Source organism: Afipia felis ATCC 53690, from assembly GCF_000314735.2.
GTDB classification, from domain to species: domain Bacteria; phylum Pseudomonadota; class Alphaproteobacteria; order Rhizobiales; family Xanthobacteraceae; genus Afipia; species Afipia felis.
Map to the genome: position 1 here is coordinate 1,247,844 of NZ_KB375270.1, position 14,264 is coordinate 1,262,107.

Sequence of the window (14,264 nt, forward strand, 5' to 3'; positions counted from 1 at the left end):
GAAGAAACGGCAACTCTGGAGTCAGACCCAATGAGCACGGCAGATCACCGCAAGCGCGGGCGGCCGCGAAACTTCAATCCCGCAAAGGCTGGATCGATCCAGGCGCTGGACCGTGGACTTGCGCTGCTACGGCTGATTTCGGAGGCCGACGGCCTAACGCTGACCGATCTGGCGCAGCGCTCGGGCCTCGCCCCTTCCACCGTGCACCGCCTGCTGTTCACGCTCGAGGCGCACCGCTTTGCGATGCATGACGAGGAGCGTGGGCTCTGGCTGATCGGCGTCGACGCCTTCAAGACCGGCATGACATTCCTGCGCAACCGCCGCCTCGCCGGCATGGGTCGCGAGGTGATGCGCCAGTTGATGGAGCAGACCGGCGAGACCATCAATCTCGGCATCGAGGACAATGGCGAGGTGGTCTTTATCTCGCAGATCGAGAGCCATAACACGCTGCGCGCCTTCTTCCGCGCCGGCTCGCGCAGCCTGATGCACGCCTCCGGCGTCGGCAAGGCCCTGCTCGCGGGCCTGCCCGAAGCACGCGTGAAGCAGATTCTCTACGCGAAGGGTCTGCAACGCTTTACCGATAAGACCCGCGTCGATCCCGCGGAGTTGTTCGCCGAACTCACCGAGAGCCGTGAACGCGGCTGGGCGATTGACGATGAGGAGCGCACGCCCGGCATGCGCTGCATCGCAGCCCCCATCTATAACGAACTGGGTGAAACTATCGCCGCGGTGTCGATCTCGGGCCCCACGGTGCGGCTGACCACGCAGCGCCTTGGTGAATTCGGCCCGCTGGTGATGCGTGCGGCCGACCAGATCACGTCGTCGATCGGCGGGGTCCTGCCGCAGCGCGCTTGAGCGGATGATTTTCGCGCGCTAACCAGTCTCCGGTTCACGGAAACAACAGCCATGCCCGAGACCTACAGCGGCGGATGCCAGTGCGGCGCCGTGCGATATGAAGTGCAACTCGACCTCAACGGCGTGATGGCCTGCAACTGCTCGCGCTGCGGGCGGCTCGGATCGCTGCTCGCCTTTGCGCCCGCTACCTCCTTCACCCTCCTGAAGGGCAAGGATGCGACGACGGAATACACGTTCAACAAGCACGCTATCCATCATCTGTTCTGTTCGACATGCGGAATCCAGTCCTTCGCACGCGGAACGGCGCCGGACGGCCGGGAGATGGCGGCAATCAATGTGCGCTGCCTGGATGACGTCGATATCGACGCCCTGCCCGTGCAGAAGGTCGACGGCCGCAGTTACTGACGAGCAGTGCTCGGGCTATCAGCGCGCGCCCTACAACGCCTGACGAATCGTCGCGCCGACAAGATGCGAACTTGGCGCGACCTGCACCCCTGCCCGCTCCAGCGCAGCGATCTTGCTGCTGGCGTCGCCGCGACCGTACATCGTCAGCGTGCCGGAATGGCCCATGCGCCGCTCAGGCGGCGCGTACTGGCCGGCAATCAGCGCCACGATCGGCTTCGAGGCCTTGCGGCCCTGCAGATATTCGGCGACCTCCTGCTCCTCGGTGCCGCCGATCTCGCCGATCAGCACGATCCCCTTGGTTTCGGGGTCCTCAAGAAACAGCTCGACGCATTGAAGCATGCTGACGCCGTGAATCGGATCGCCGCCGACGCCGACCGTGGTCGACTGTCCGAGGCCTTCCGCCGAAATCTGCGCCACCACCTCGCTCGTGAGCGAGGCCGAGCGAGAAACGATGCCGACGTTCCCCGGCCGTTCGCTGCCGGTCGCCATCACGCCGATCATGCAGATTTCCGGCGCGAGAATGCCCTGCGAATTGGGGCCAACGAGACGCGTTCTCGAGCCATCGAGTGCCTGACGCACCCGCACCATGTCGAGCGCCGGGACACGCTCGGTAACCGCCACGATCAGCGGAATCTCGGCCTCGATTGCCTCGATCATCGCGCTGGCCGCGTTCGCCGGCGGCACGAAGATCATGCTGGCATTGGCGCCAGTCTCGGCCTTCGCCTTGGCGACGGTGTCGTAGATCGGTAGTTCGAGATGCGTGCGGCCGCCCTTGCCCGGCGTCACGCCCGCGACAACATCGGTGCCGTATTCCATCATGCGCGCAGTGTGGTGAGTGCCCGCCCAGCCGGTCATGCCCTGGCACAGCACCTTGGTCTCTTTGTTGACGAGGATGGCCACCTCATCCTCCCTTCTGCGCAATGGCGACGACCTTGGTCGCAGCCGTCCACATGTCCGGGCAATCGATGACCGGGCAACCGAAATTGACGAAACGCGAGCGCGCGAATTCCGCGTTGTTGCCCGCGAGCCGCGCCACCACCGGCAGCGAGCGGCCGGTGCGGCGCATGGCGATGCCGAGCCCTTCCGCGATGGTGTCGCAAGGCTGCATGCCGCCGCCATGCACATTGAGGAAGATCGCGCGGGTGGCGGGGTTATCGAGCAGGAGACCGAAGCCGTAGGCCACGTCGAGACTTGTCGCCGTGGTGCGGATATCCATGAAGTTCGCAGGCTTGCCACCCGCCGCGCAGACGAGATCGACGCTCGCAAGCCCTAAGCCTGCGCCGTTGGCGACGACGCCGATATTGCCGTCCATGCTGACGAAATTGAGCTGGTGGCGCTGCGCCTCGACCTCGCGGTGGTCGATGTCGTCCTCGTCGCGCAAGGCGGTGAGTTCTGGGTGGCGGAACAGCGCGTTGTCTTCCAGCACCATCTTGACGTCGAGAGCCTGGAAACTGCCGTCGCGCAGGATCGCGAGCGGATTGATCTCGATGAGGCTGGCGTCGAGTTCGACGAAGGCGCGGCGCAGGCCGTCGACGATCTTCTCGAAAGCCGCCAGCGATCCGGCGTCGATGCGGATGCGCGTGGCGAATGCCGCAACATTGTCGGCCTGCCGTTTGGAGCCATCGCCCAGGTTGAGCCGCTCCAGACGCAATTCGCCGCGCGCCGCGCGTTGCTCGATATCGTCCCCGCCCCGCGCGCTGCCGAACAGCGTGAGATGGCCGGAAGACCCGTCGATCAGAAGCGCGACGTGCAGTTCGCGCACCGGATCGACGGCGTTCTCGATGTAAATGCGCCGGACCACACGCCCGGCCGGGCCGGTCTGGGCGGTGACGAGTTTCTTGCCGAGAAGCGAGGCCGCGACCGATTTGGCTTCCGCGGCCGAATGAACGATCTTGACGCCGCCCGCCTGCGCGCGGCCGCCGGCATGAACCTGCGCCTTGACGGCCGCAGACGTCGCGCCGAGTTCGGTGAAGATCGCCGCCGCCTGATCGGGCGTGATGGCGACCTTGCCGCCCGGCGTCGGCAGGCCATACCCCGCCAGAATTTGTTTTGCCTGAAACTCGTGCAGATTCACGCGCGCATCTCCAGCCGGTGGCTTCGACCGATGCTGCGTAGGTTCGCCCCTCGATTCAACAATAAAGGGCCTTCAGGCCGACTTCGCACCGAACGACTTTCATCACCGGAATACCAAACTCGCCGCACCTCCGCAACGCACGAGGCTGCGAGACCACCCTGCAAAATGGACGACCTGACACAACCGCAATGGCAGGCGACAGACGAACAGGACGATCATGATGGCGTGACGCCTTGCTTCGTCGCGTTTGCGAGGACGACGTCATCTGTACTCACCGCTGTCCTGCCGCGTCATCGGCATCGTGCAGGCAAACGTTCTCGGTTCGGACTCAAAAAACCGTCATTCGCGACCTCAAAAGAAGCGTTGGATAAAATTATTTTCGATTAAGGATTCGTTGACTCTCGACAGCGTGGGAAAACTCGATTCAAATCAGCTTGCGATTCGAGAGCCAGTTACGCGTCAGCTTTCGGAGGGGACAACGGCAAATCCGGGGGCTGTTAATGACGCGCGTTCACGCGACGAGTTCGTGTGTCCAATCCGATTCCATCAAAGGATTGGCACAGTCGATAGCTCAACCAGCTTATAATCGCCTGCTCATTGCCGAACCGCTTCTGCGCCGCGCCGTTCCCACGCTCATCATCGCCTTCCTGGTGACGATCCTGATCGGCGCCTTCGTGCAGGTGCTCGATCAGAACCGCCAGAAACACGCCGCCACGACGCGCGAGATCGCATCCCTCGCCGACCTGATGAAAGAGCGCATCGATCATCTCGCGGCACGCCGACCCGACCGCGCATTGTCGGCAACGAAACTCCAGTCATCCCTGCCCGATCTCGTGCCGTCATGGGCCAGCGCCGCCGGGCGGCATATCCTCATCACCGGGCTCGACCGGCAGCAGGGTGCGCAGCTCGCGCTCGACGGCAGCAACGACACCGCCTTCGACGCCATCACGCCCGCGCAAATCCAGGCGCTGGACAGCACCGGCGAAGCCGTCACCGAACTGACACTGCCCGACGGGCGGATCACGCTGGCAACCCAACGCGCGCTGAACAATGCGCCCGGCAATATTATCGTCATGCAGGCGCAGAACGCTGCGTCATGGCATTCCGACACGACGCTGCAGATCACGCTGTCGGCGACCACCGGCTTCGTCGTGCTCATTCTTGGCTTTGCTTTCCACTGGCAATCGACCCGCGCGCGTGAAAGCGACCTCATCAACGACGCCGTTCGTGGGCGCATCGACACCGCGCTCAATCGCGGCCGCTGCGGATTGTGGGATTGGGATCTGTCGCGCGGGCGCATCTTCTGGTCGCAGTCGATGTTCACGATGCTAGGGCTGGAGAGCCGTAACGACCTGCTCGCGTTCGGCGAGGTCAACGCGCTGGTCCACTCCGAGGATATCGATCTGCTGGCGATCGCCGACCAGTTGCTGTCGGGCCAGATCACCCACATAGACCAGACCTTCCGCATGCGCCACGCCAGCGGCCACTGGATCTGGCTGTGCGTGCGCTGCGAGTTGACCGAAGCCCGCGGCAATGGCGGATGCCATCTGATCGGCATCGCACTCGACATCACAGAACAAAAGAGTCTTGCGCAACGGACGGTCGAGGCGGATCTGCGCCTGCGAGACGCCATCGAGACCATTCCGGAAGCATTCGTGTTGTGGGATTCGGAAAACCGGCTGGTACTGTGCAACTCGCACTTCCAGCGTCTGCACAAGCTGCCGGATTCCGCCGTTACAGCGGGCACGCCCTACGAGACGGTGGCCGAGGTCGGTCACATGCCGGAAATCCGCGCCCGCGTTGCCGATACCGACATCTCCGCCCCCGGTTCGCGCACGTTCGAAGCGCAACTCAATGACGGAAGCTGGCTGCACATCAGCGAGCGGCGCACCAAGGACGGCGGCTTCGTGTCGATCGGCACCGACATCACCCAGATCAAGCGCCACGAGCAGCGGCTGGTGGACAATGACCTGCGGCTGACGGCCTATGTGGTCGATCTCAAGCGCTCGCAATCGGCGCTCGAGCAGCAGGCCAAGGAGCTCGCCGACCTCGCACAGAAATATGCCGAGGAGAAACACCGCGCCGAGGAAGCCAACCAGACCAAGTCGAAATTCCTCGCCAATATGAGCCACGAGTTGCGCACGCCACTCAACGCCATCATCGGTTTCTCCGAGGTGATGGGCCGCGGCATGTTCGGCGCGCTCGGCTCGGAGCGTTATCAGGAGTATTGCCAGGACATCCTGAGCAGCGGCAATTACCTACTCGACGTCATCAACGACGTACTCGACATGTCGAAGATCGAGGCCGGGCGCATGAAGCTCAGCCCCGAGGCGCTCGATCTCGCGCAAACCATTTCCGAATCCACGCGCGTCGCCTCGAGCCGCGCCGACGGTAAACGTCTGACGCTCGACAGCCGGATCGACGGCGCCATGCCGGTCATCGCGGACCGTCGCGCGATGAAGCAGATCCTCGTCAATCTTTTGTCGAATGCGGTGAAGTTTACGCCAGACGGCGGACGCATCATGGTGCGCAGCCGCAGCATCGGCGGTAGGGTGACGCTGACAATCGCCGACACCGGCATCGGCATTCCAAAGGAAGCCCTCACCCGCCTCGGCCATCCGTTCGAGCAGGTCGAAAGCCAGCTGACCAAGAGCTATCACGGCTCAGGCCTTGGCCTCGCCATCGCCAAATCACTGGTGCAACTGCACGGCGGTTCGATGAAGCTGCGCTCGCAACTCGACGTCGGGACCGTGGTCAGGATCAGCCTGCCGTGCCAAGCCTGCGAACCGGCGATAGCTATGGCCGCGCCTGCATCAGCTTCAGGAAAATCTCGCGCACCTCGGCTTGCGTCTCCCGAAGCCGCGCCTCAACCGCGGAAAAGTCGGGCGCGTCGGCAGCCCGAGTCATCACGCGCAAAAGATCTTCCCCAGCCGTATCTGGTTTGAACTTCTCCGACACGCACAGCCGCAGCACCTGCGTCAGGTTCTGATAAAGCCGAGCGGCAGGCCGCAGCACTTCCGCATCCGACGATGCCAGCACGCCGAGTTTCACCGCGTTGTCGTAGACCTGCATGGTGTTGACGTTGAGAATGCCGGGCTTCTTGGCGGCATGAATGAGCTGCAGGTACTGCGCCAAAAATTCGATATCGACGATACCGCCCGCGGCATATTTCAAATCCCAGATGTCGCTTTCACCCTTCTCGTCGGCCACCGCCTTGCGCATTTCCAGCACGTCATTGGCGATGATGTCGATGTCGCGCGGCCGCATCAGAACGCGCGCAATCAATTCCTCGATCTGCTTCTGGAAATCCGGCGGCGCGGAGATCACGCGGGCGCGCGTCAGCGCCATGTGCTCCCAGGTCCAGGCTTCGTTGTCCTGATAGTCGGCGAAGGCATCGAGCCGTGTCGCAACCGGACCTGCCCGCCCCGAAGGTCGCAGCCGCATGTCGATATCGTAGAGCACGCCGTAGTTGGTCCGCGTCGTGAACGCGCTGATGAGGCGTTGGGTATAGCGGGCGAAATACTGTGCACCGTGTAGCGGACGCGATCCGTCCGAATCCGGATGATCGTGGTCGAAATCGTAAATCAGGATCAGGTCGAGGTCCGAGGACGCCGTCATCTCCCGCCCGCCGAGCTTGCCCATCGCCAGGATCGCGGTCTGCTGGCTCCTGATGTGTCCGTGCTGCTCGGCGAACTGGCGGGCGGTGAGGTCGTGCACGGTGCGCACGATACCCTCCGCGACGTCGCCGAACGCCGTGCTCGCCTGCTGCGCGGATACGGTGCCGGACAAGATCCGTGTGCCGATCAGGAACAGGCTCTCCTGCCCGAACATCCGTAGCCGGTCGAGGAATTCCTCGTAAGAATCTGCATCAGCGAGCGTTGCGGTCAGGCGCGCCGACAATTCGTCGCGATCGGGCATCGCGCCGAAGAAACGCGGATCGATCAGCCCGTCCATGATCTGCGGATGGCGTGCCAGCATGTCGCCGAGACGCGGCGCGGCACCGAGGATTAATGCCACCAGCGCCACCACGTCCCTGTTCTGCGCAAGCAGCGAGATCAAGCGGCCACCGCGGGTCAGTGCCTGCAGGAAGCGATCGAATTCATTGACGGCGGCATCGGGATGCTCGGCGCGCGACAGGCCGCGCAACAGGTTCGGCACGAATTCGCGGAACGCGTCACGCGTGCTCTCCACCTTCAGCGCACGATATTCGCCCGCCATCCAGTGCTGCACGGTCTGGGCGACCGTTCGCGGTGTCTTGAAGCCGAGGCGGCGCAACTGATCGAGCAGCCGCGCATCGTCCGGCCCCGCGCCGTAATCGACATCGGGCGCCTTCTCCGGCTCGGTCGGATCGCCCTCGAACAGGCGCTCGTAATGTCCCTGCACGCAGTTGAGGTGCAACAGCAGATCGGCGGCAAAGGACGCGCGGTCGGCATAGCCGAAGAAACGGGCGAAACGTTCGATACCCTCGCGATCGGCAGGCAACGTATGAGTTTGCTCGTCGGCGACCATCTGGATGCGATGCTCGACGCGGCGCAGGAATTCGTAGGCGCGTGTGAGTTCGTCGCGCACGTCCTGCGCGATCCAGTTGTTGGCGGCGAGAATGTCGAGCGCGACCAGCGTCGGCCTTACCCGCAGTTCGGGATGGCGTCCGCCCGCGATCAGTTGCTGGGTCTGCGCAAAAAACTCGATCTCACGAATACCGCCGCGCCCGACCTTGACATTGTGGCCCTCGACCGAAATCTCGCTCTGACCACGGAAGCTCTGCATCTGCCGCTTCATGTCGTGAACGTCGGTCAGCGCCGCGAAGTCGAGATGCTTGCGCCAGACAAACGGTGAAATCTCCGCCAGCAGCCCTTCGCCGGACGCCAGATCGCCCGCGCAGGGCCGTGCCTTGATCATCGCCGCACGTTCCCAGGTGCGACCCTCGCGCTCGTAATAGTGAAGCGCCGCCTCGACAGAGACCGCGGCCGGCGTCGAGGCGGGATCGGGCCGCAACCGCAGATCGACGCGGAAGACATAACCGTCGCCGGTGCGCTGCTGAAGGATCCGCGCAATGCCTTGCGCGATCCGCGCGAAGAACGGCGAGGCCTCGACACTCTCGGACAATTGTCCCTTCTCGGGATCGTAGAAAACGATCAGATCGATATCGCTGGAGAAGTTCAGCTCGCCGGCACCCATCTTGCCCATTGCGAGCACGATCAGGCCGCTGCCTTCTTCGGGATGCTGAGGAACTTTGGCGAGAAGCCGCCCGCGCTCGACTTCCTGCGAGAGCAGGAAATGCACCGCACACTGCACGGAGGTGACGGCGACATCGGTCAGTGCCGACGTCACCTCGCCGACCGACCAGACGCCGCCGATATCGCAGAGCGCTATCAACAGCGCCGCCTCGGCTTTTAGATGCCGCAAGGCCTGCATCACCGCAGGCTCGTCAGTGGCGGCCGCCGCCGCATGGCGCGCCTGCGCGATCAGCGCCGTCATCTGAGCTTCCGGCTGGCACGTGAACACCCGCAGGCCGCGCGCGGGATCGAGCCGGATCAGGTCGAACAGATAGGGAGAGAATTCAGCGATGCCGTGGAGGATCGCGCCGGCGCGGGAATGCGCGCCGATAAGGTTGCGCCAGGCATCGGCCCCCTCCTCCGGGAGGTCGGCGAGCCAGCCCGCGACGCGTTGCTGCGCCTCCTCAGGCGCGAAGGATGTCGGATTTGTTACAAAACGGGCGGCCAACGGTCGGGTGTCCGTGGCGCCTGCACTCTCTGACGTCATGCCCCCGCTTGTTCCACGTCTCGCCCCGGCATGGCAAGGGTTGCGCGCACGCCGGGGTGTGCATCGTCGAGACGAAGTTCGCCTCCGTGCAGCACGGCGACCGCCGAGGCCAAACTTAACCCCAATCCCGAACCCGGCAGAGTACGGCTGGCTTCAAGACGGACGAAACGCTCGGTGGCTCGCTGGCGGTCGGCTTCGGGAATACCGTCACCGTGATCAGTGACGCTGAGCTTGACACCCTCCGCATCCCGGCGCGCTTCAATCAGCACGGACGGCTTCACATCCGGCGCGGGCTGGATCGGCTTGCCATATTTGATGGCGTTCTCGACGAGGTTGGCGAGCGCCTGGCTGATGAGCTCGCGATTGCCGCGAATGACGGCAGGCTCAGTCGCAACCTCCAGCGCAAGGCCGTTGTCCTCCGCCAGTGGCTCGTAGAGTTCCTGAATATCGCGGGCAACCGTGGCGGTATCGAAATCGACCATGTTGTCGCGCGCCTGCCCCGATTCCGCTCGCGCAATCATCAACAGCGCGTTGAAGGTACGGATCAGACCGTCGGATTCCTCGATGGTCCGCTCCAGCGCGGCACGATATTCCGTCTCGTTGCCGGCGTCGGCCAGCGCCTCCTCGGCGCGGTTACGAAGCCGCGTCAGTGGGGTTTTCAGATCGTGGGCGATGTTGTCGGAGACTTCCTGCAGCCCCGCCATCAGCGCCTCTATCCGGTCGAGCATCGCGTTGAGGTTTTCCGCCAGGCGATCGAGTTCGTCGCCGCTGCGGCCGACGGGAAGCCGCTCACTGAGGTCGCCGCCCATGATCCGCTGCGTCGTCCCCGTCATCGCGTCGATGCGGTGAAGCACGCGCCGCGCGACGAAAATACCGCCGCCGAGCCCGAGCAGCAGCACGATCGCGACCGACCATTGCGCCGCCTTGGCGACGATGCTGAACAGCCGCTGCCGTTCCTCCAGATCGCGCCCGATCAGGAGACGGAAACCGCCGGACAGTTGTGTGACCCGCACCAGCGCGAAATGCTTCTTGGAGTCGTTTTCGTCGAGGCGGTGGTAGACAGTGTTCGCCCAGCCGGTGTTGTTCATCACGCCAGGCTGCAACGAGCCGATATTGCCGGCCACCGCCTGTCCCTGCGGCGTCGTCAGCAGATAGAGATTGGCGCCCGGGCGCATCGCACGGTTTTCGATCGCAAACACCAGCCCGCGAATACCACCGCGCGAATATTGCTGGTCAAGTTCGCTCAACTCGGCGTTGACGGTTTCGGTGATCTGCTCGGTGATCATCCGCCGCGTGTTCCAGGCGAAATAGCCGAGCAGCGAAGCCGCGAACAGCGCGAACAGGAAAAGGTACACCAGCGTCAGGCGGAACGCCGTGGTGCGGATCAGTTTACCGAAGGCCGTCACGTATCATGTATCCGGCGCCACGAATGGTGTGCAGCAGCGGCCGCTCCTGCCCTTTATCGATCTTCGAACGCAGCCGTGAAATATGCACGTCGATGACGTTAGTCTGCGGATCGAAGTGATAGTCCCATACGTTTTCAAGCAGCATGGTACGCGTCACCACCTGGCCGGCATGCTTCATCAGATATTCGAGCAGGCGGAATTCGCGTGGCTGCAGAGTGATCTCGGTCGCGCCACGCCTGACCTGATGCGACAGCCGGTCGAGTTCGAGGTCGCCGACACGATAGCTCGTTTCTTCCGAAGGGCCGCCGCGACGGCGCGACAGCACCTCGACGCGCGCCAGCAGTTCGGCAAATGAATAAGGCTTCGGCAGATAGTCGTCGCCACCGGCGCGCAGGCCCTTGATGCGATCATCGACCTGGCCGAGCGCGGAGAGGATCAGCGCGGGCGTCGTGTCGCCCTTCTCCCGAAGCGTGCCGATCACCGACAGGCCGTCGCGCTTGGGCAGCATGCGGTCGACCACCAGCACGTCGTAATCGCCGGACTGTGCCAGCGCCAACCCTTCCTCGCCGTCGCCGGCCAGTTCCGCAACGTGACCAACCTCGCGAAATGCCTTGGCGAGGTATTCCGCAGATTCGCGATCGTCTTCGATAATGAGCAGGCGCATCTGCGATGGAGTTGGCTCGGGATTATTCATTGTCACCATGGCGCGACGACCGTTTTCTTGCAAGGCATTGGGAACTGAAAAGAAGATGGGCGGCGAAGCTGGGGAAACCTCACCGCCCACCCATTACCCTTCCGACGGAGGGGGGCGTTTTCCATCGAAAGGAACTTCACATGTAGTTAGCCCTTACCGACCGGCAATGCGACGAAGCGCGAAGAATCGCCGCTCCGGACACGGATCAGGACACTATTCTTCTTGTCGGCACGGGCGGTGGACAGTTCGCTGCGGATGTCGTCCGCCGTGGCGACCGACTTGCCCGCGACCTCGAGGATCACATCGCCCTCCTTCAGGCCGCGTTCGGCAGACGCACCGTCCGGGTTAACGCTCGTGATCACGACACCTTCCTTGCCGGCACCCGCGACGGATTTCGCCGGCGCGACCGTCAGGCCGAGGTTGGGCACGTCCGAACCGTTACCGTTCCTGCTGGGGCCGTTGTCATTGTCATTAAAGCCGCTCTTGATCGCCTTGGCGTTCGGCAGTTCGCCGAGCGTCACGGTCAGCGTTTTCTCGGTACCCTTGTGGAGCACACCGAGCTTGATCGAGGCGCCCGGCGCCATGCCGCCGATGGTGCGAGCCAGTTCGCGGGCATCCTTCACCGGCTGATCGTTCACCTTGTTGATGACGTCGCCCGATTCAATGCCAGCCTTCGCGGCCGGACCATCCTTCTGCGGCTCGGCCACCAGCGCGCCCTCTGCCTTCTTCAGGCCGAGGCTGTCGGCGATTTCCGGCGTGACGGGCTGGATCTGTACGCCGATCCAGCCGCGGCTGACGCTGCCCTTGTCCTTGAGCTGCGCCACCACGTTCTTCACCGTCGCGGACGGGATCGAGAACGCGATGCCGACACTACCGCCGGAAGGAGAGTAGATCGCGGTGTTGACGCCGATCACCTCGCCTTCGGTGTTGAAGGCCGGACCGCCCGAATTGCCCTTGTTCACGGGCGCGTCGATCTGGATGAAATCGTCATACGGGCCGTTGCCGATATCGCGGCCACGCGCGGAGACAATGCCAGCTGTCACGGTACCGCCAAGGCCGAACGGATTGCCGACCGCCAGCACCCAGTCACCGATACGTGGTTCGCTGTCGGACAACTTGGCAAACGGGAAGTTGTTACTGCCGCCCTCGACCTTGATGAGCGCGAGGTCGGTGCGCTTGTCGGTACCGATCACCTTGGCCTTGTAGGTCTTGCCATCGTCGGTCGTGACCTCGACCTTGTCGGCGCCATCGACGACGTGGTTGTTGGTGACAGCATAACCGTCAGCCGAAATGAAGAAGCCCGAGCCCTGCCCGGTCACAAGGTTGCCGTGCCCGCGACGACCGCCGGGGCCACCCGGGAATCCATCGGGTCCGCCGAAGCGACGGAAGAAACGCTCCATCGGCGAGCCTGGCGGGAACGGCAGATCCTCGTTGTTATCCGCCGTCTGCTTCTCCTCGATCCGCACACGCACCGAAATCACCGACGGCTTCACGCGCTCGACGATATCGGCAAAGCCGATCGGCTGCTGAACCTGTCGCACGTCCTTGTTGACCTGGGCGTGCGCGGTGCTGACGAAAGCATCCGTCGCATACGGCGTGCCGAGGCCATAAGCGGCGGCGCCGAGACCGGCGACAACGGACGCCATCAGGGCGAATTTGCGCATGGCGAGAAGGCCGCGCGGCTTTTTCTGAGGCGGGATTTTCGGGAAGTCGGCGGGATTGGTCATGGGGGTCACTCCGGTGAATCGAAATTCGTGACGCGGGGATGCGTCTTCGGAGTGAAAGATGGGGGATGCGCCCTTACGGCACTCTGTCGGGGGAATTAAGGTTTTGTAATTAAGGCGATACCGCCTGCGGGCCGATGTCGCAGGCTCCCTGAAAATAACGCCCTCAGTACAGCGTCGCCTTGACCCGTGCGGGCAATGCGGCGTCGTAAGCCTCGCCATCAAAAATCGCGGCGGCTTCGTTGCGGGCCGTAATATCGCGCAGGATCATGCCGGCCGACGGCAAAGTGCGTCTGTCGACGTGCCGCTCGGGATTCCAAAGTTCGGCTCGGACCACCGCGCGTGAACACTGAAAGAATGCCTTCTCAACATGAACGATCATGACACTCGCCGGCCGTTGACCCGCCACCGCGAATTGCGCGCGCAGATCAGGATCGCAGGACAGCTCCGCGCGCCCGTTGACACGCAAGGTCTCACCATAGCCCGGGATCAGGAAAAGCATCCCGATACGGTCGTCGGACAGAATGTTTCGGAACGAATCGAGCCGATTGTTGCCCCGACGATCCGGGATCAGCAGCGTCTTCGAATCCTGCACCGTGACGAAACCCGGCGCATCCCCGCGTGGAGAGCAATCCAGTCCCTCGGGCCCTACCGTCGAAATCACCGCAAACGGAGAAGCGGCGATCAGGGCTGCATAGTTTGCATCCACATGATCGATTTCCTTGAAGAGCGAAGCCGGAGAAGGCTGATTCGGATAAGCACTCGCCAGATCTTCGGGTGAAGCGATGCGGTCGCCGGCCATATATCCTCCAGGAAGAGCGAAAAGCGTATCGCCTAGTCTAATCGCTCAAACGGATTTTTCCACGGAGTCGTGGCTGGCGATCAGCTTTTCCAGCCGCGCTTCTTCTTCAGGCGTCAGCGCCGTAATGTCCTCGCGGCGCGAGGCCCAGCGCTTGCGGTTGTACAGCCACAACCCTGCCCCGCCACCGATCAGGACGACGGGCGTGAGCAGCCACAGGATCAGCGTGTGCTCCTTGAGCGGGGGCTTCAGCAGAACGAACTCGCCGTAGCGCGCGACCAGAAAATCCAGCACCTGCCTGTCGCTATCGCCGGCCGCGATCCGCTCGCGCACCAGAAGGCGGAGGTCTCGCGCCAGCGGCGCCTCAGAGTCGTCGATCGACTGGTTCTGGCAGACCATGCAGCGCAATTCACGCGACAAGGTCCGCGCCCGCGCTTCCTGCGCGGGGTTGCTCATCACTTCATCGGGCTGAACCGCATGGAGCGCCGATGGCAGACCTACCATCAACACAAGCGCAACAAGGACTGCGAGACGCCGCATCGCC

At 63.4% G+C, this 14,264-nt stretch carries 11 protein-coding genes and 1 pseudogene; 4 read left to right on the forward strand and 8 right to left on the reverse strand.

Annotated features, from left to right (window positions below):
- The first annotated feature begins 30 nt into the window (after window positions 1–30).
- Window positions 31–855: an HTH-type transcriptional regulator BhcR gene (gene bhcR, locus HMPREF9697_RS05905; protein ID WP_002716255.1), complete on the forward strand. Its 825-nt coding sequence runs from the start codon at window positions 31–33 to the stop codon at window positions 853–855.
- A 51-nt stretch (window positions 856–906) separates the two neighbouring features.
- Window positions 907–1,260: a GFA family protein gene (locus HMPREF9697_RS05910; protein WP_002716256.1), complete on the forward strand. Its 354-nt coding sequence runs from the start codon at window positions 907–909 to the stop codon at window positions 1,258–1,260.
- 30 nt (window positions 1,261–1,290) lie between these two features.
- Here the strand turns inward: HMPREF9697_RS05910 and sucD are convergent, their stop codons facing one another.
- Together sucD and sucC are read right to left on the reverse strand one after the other, a co-directional pair.
- Entirely contained in the window at window positions 1,291–2,160 is an 870-nt protein-coding gene (sucD, locus tag HMPREF9697_RS05915; RefSeq protein ID WP_002716257.1) for a succinate--CoA ligase subunit alpha, read from the reverse strand.
- Window position 2,161: 1 nt separating this feature from the next.
- Window positions 2,162–3,334 carry an ADP-forming succinate--CoA ligase subunit beta gene (gene sucC, locus HMPREF9697_RS05920; protein ID WP_002716258.1) on the reverse strand — a complete coding sequence of 391 codons (1,173 nt, stop codon included), beginning with the start codon at window positions 3,332–3,334 and terminating at the stop codon, window positions 2,162–2,164.
- Window positions 3,335–3,499: 165 nt separating this feature from the next.
- Between sucC and HMPREF9697_RS20825 the strand changes: the two genes are divergently transcribed.
- Window positions 3,500–3,721, forward strand: a complete 222-nt coding sequence (locus tag HMPREF9697_RS20825; RefSeq protein ID WP_115626075.1) for a hypothetical protein — start codon at window positions 3,500–3,502, stop codon at window positions 3,719–3,721.
- A 113-nt stretch (window positions 3,722–3,834) separates the two neighbouring features.
- Window positions 3,835–6,147: pseudogene (locus tag HMPREF9697_RS20340) on the forward strand (PAS domain-containing sensor histidine kinase); the annotation flags it as partial.
- Here the strand turns inward: HMPREF9697_RS20340 and HMPREF9697_RS05925 are convergent.
- The 6 genes from HMPREF9697_RS05925 to HMPREF9697_RS05950 form a co-directional block, all read right to left on the reverse strand.
- Complete coding sequence (locus HMPREF9697_RS05925; RefSeq protein WP_002716260.1) at window positions 6,131–9,097, reverse strand: bifunctional [glutamine synthetase] adenylyltransferase/[glutamine synthetase]-adenylyl-L-tyrosine phosphorylase; 2,967 nt, start codon at window positions 9,095–9,097, stop codon at window positions 6,131–6,133. The pseudogene HMPREF9697_RS20340 and the gene HMPREF9697_RS05925 overlap by 17 nt on opposite strands.
- Window positions 9,094–10,503, reverse strand: a complete 1,410-nt coding sequence (locus tag HMPREF9697_RS05930; RefSeq protein ID WP_002716261.1) for a sensor histidine kinase — start codon at window positions 10,501–10,503, stop codon at window positions 9,094–9,096. The genes HMPREF9697_RS05925 and HMPREF9697_RS05930 overlap by 4 nt, the downstream gene beginning before the upstream one ends.
- Window positions 10,487–11,206 (reverse strand): response regulator transcription factor, encoded by a 720-nt coding sequence (locus tag HMPREF9697_RS05935; protein ID WP_002716262.1) that lies wholly within the window; start codon window positions 11,204–11,206, stop codon window positions 10,487–10,489. The genes HMPREF9697_RS05930 and HMPREF9697_RS05935 overlap by 17 nt, the downstream gene beginning before the upstream one ends.
- Before the next feature lie 137 nt (window positions 11,207–11,343).
- Window positions 11,344–12,924, reverse strand: a complete 1,581-nt coding sequence (locus HMPREF9697_RS05940; protein ID WP_002716263.1) for a Do family serine endopeptidase — start codon at window positions 12,922–12,924, stop codon at window positions 11,344–11,346.
- Between the two features lie 163 nt (window positions 12,925–13,087).
- Window positions 13,088–13,723: a pyridoxamine 5'-phosphate oxidase family protein gene (locus tag HMPREF9697_RS05945; RefSeq protein WP_002716264.1), complete on the reverse strand. Its 636-nt coding sequence runs from the start codon at window positions 13,721–13,723 to the stop codon at window positions 13,088–13,090.
- Window positions 13,724–13,768: 45 nt separating this feature from the next.
- Window positions 13,769–14,260: a cytochrome c-type biogenesis protein gene (locus tag HMPREF9697_RS05950; protein WP_002716265.1), complete on the reverse strand. Its 492-nt coding sequence runs from the start codon at window positions 14,258–14,260 to the stop codon at window positions 13,769–13,771.
- Window positions 14,261–14,264: the final 4 nt, after the last annotated feature.

Excerpts from the sequence above, each read along its gene's own strand:
- bhcR (WP_002716255.1), top strand. The coding sequence starts at position 31 with ATGAGCACGGCAGATCACCGCAAGCGCGGGCGGCCGCGAAACTTCAAT.
- HMPREF9697_RS05910 (WP_002716256.1), top strand. The coding sequence starts at position 907 with ATGCCCGAGACCTACAGCGGCGGATGCCAGTGCGGCGCCGTGCGATAT.
- HMPREF9697_RS20825 (WP_115626075.1), top strand. The coding sequence starts at position 3,500 with ATGGACGACCTGACACAACCGCAATGGCAGGCGACAGACGAACAGGAC.
- HMPREF9697_RS05925 (WP_002716260.1), bottom strand. The coding sequence starts at position 9,097 with ATGACGTCAGAGAGTGCAGGCGCCACGGACACCCGACCGTTGGCCGCC.
- HMPREF9697_RS05935 (WP_002716262.1), bottom strand. The coding sequence starts at position 11,206 with ATGGTGACAATGAATAATCCCGAGCCAACTCCATCGCAGATGCGCCTG.
- HMPREF9697_RS05940 (WP_002716263.1), bottom strand. The coding sequence starts at position 12,924 with ATGACCAATCCCGCCGACTTCCCGAAAATCCCGCCTCAGAAAAAGCCG.
- HMPREF9697_RS05945 (WP_002716264.1), bottom strand. The coding sequence starts at position 13,723 with ATGGCCGGCGACCGCATCGCTTCACCCGAAGATCTGGCGAGTGCTTAT.
- HMPREF9697_RS05950 (WP_002716265.1), bottom strand. The coding sequence starts at position 14,260 with ATGCGGCGTCTCGCAGTCCTTGTTGCGCTTGTGTTGATGGTAGGTCTG.